Source organism: Okeania sp. SIO2B9, from assembly GCF_010672505.1.
Lineage (GTDB): Bacteria > Cyanobacteriota > Cyanobacteriia > Cyanobacteriales > Microcoleaceae > Okeania > Okeania hirsuta.
In genome coordinates this window covers 1-1,275 of record NZ_JAAHGK010001689.1, presented here as the reverse complement: position 1 = coordinate 1,275, position 1,275 = coordinate 1, and the positions used below count along the sequence as shown (strand labels likewise).

At 32.2% G+C, this 1,275-nt stretch carries 1 protein-coding gene; it reads right to left on the bottom strand.

The window, feature by feature from the left end:
• Positions 1-192: 192 nt before the first annotated feature.
• A complete protein-coding gene (locus F6K13_RS33720; protein WP_287290013.1) occupies positions 193-1,197 on the bottom strand; it encodes an exopolysaccharide biosynthesis polyprenyl glycosylphosphotransferase in 1,005 nt (334 codons plus the stop codon).
• Between the last annotated feature and the right edge of the window lie 78 nt (positions 1,198-1,275).

The window sequence follows — 1,275 nt, the reverse complement described above, 5'->3', positions numbered from 1 at the left end:
TCAGATCGAGAAGCTCTAAAACTCAGGCAACGTAATATTTTTTCTTCTTCCTTCTTCCCTCTTCCTTATTCCTTCTTCTATAAAACTTAAATCTATAATCATTTAAACAGATTGAGATGTAAAGCTAATATCTTAGTGGAAAAAAGCTATAGACCGAGAAAGAGAAGGAAAAAGTATAGTATTTTAAATACCCTAATAAGCTCCACCGCCTTTCTTAAATAAGATTCCCACAGTCTTAATAATTAACTTTATATCGTACATTAGACTCCAATTTTGTTGATACTTTAAGTCCAACCTAATAATATCTTCAAAATTTTTCACTTGAGAACGACCATTAACTTGCCATTCTCCTGTCATACCAGGTTTAACATCTAAACGTTGCCATTGAGGTACTTCATAACGTTCCACTTCATCAGGAGTAGGGGGTCTAGTTCCCACTAAACTCATATCTCCCTTCAGTACATTCCAAAACTGAGGTAACTCATCCAAACTCTTTCGCCTCAAAAAGTTACCAACTTTAGTAATTCGTGGATCATTTTCATTTTTAAAGATTGCACCTTGAGCTTGATTTTTGATTTGACTCTTAAGTTGTTCTGCATTTACACACATAGAGCGAAATTTCCACATTCGGAAATTTTTTCCCATCCAACCACATCGTATTTGACCAAAAAATATTGGACCAGGACTATCAAGCTTAATAAAAATAGCGATGGGAATAAATAAAATACCTGTAATAAATAATCCTACTAAAGCACCAACAATATCAATCAGACGTTTTACCCAAGATTTGACAGAAGGATGAGTAACAGGAAGTTGATTTTCTTCTGGTTTACTATTGCTTTTGTTTTTAACTTCTGAATGTGGAGATTGTTCGATGATTAAAATTTTGTCTAGTCCAGTTAGAGAAAATACCCCCATAACTAGAGAATTAACACCAGATAGTATAAATTCTATATTTTTTTCTCTTGCTATTTTTAAATTTGTGACTAGAGAACCAATTCCACAACTATCTATAAAATTAGTATTACTAAAATCAATAATAATTTTGGTTATAGTATTTTCTGATTGGAAAAATTTTTGGCAAATTGATTTAAATAATTCTGCCTCTGAGACAGTAAAACGAAGAGGCAAATGAACCACGGGAGTTTGATCCCTAAAAGTGACATGAATATCTGTTTCTGAGGTTTGGCTGACCATGAAATCTTGGTTCCTATTTTTGATGACTATAGTTTTGTTTCTACAAAAGTTATTTCTGATATTTTTTTAGCATAATCA

Bases quoted from the DNA above. Each gene is read 5' to 3' on its own strand.
- F6K13_RS33720 (WP_287290013.1), bottom strand. From the start codon at position 1,197: ATGGTCAGCCAAACCTCAGAAACAGATATTCATGTCACTTTTAGGGAT.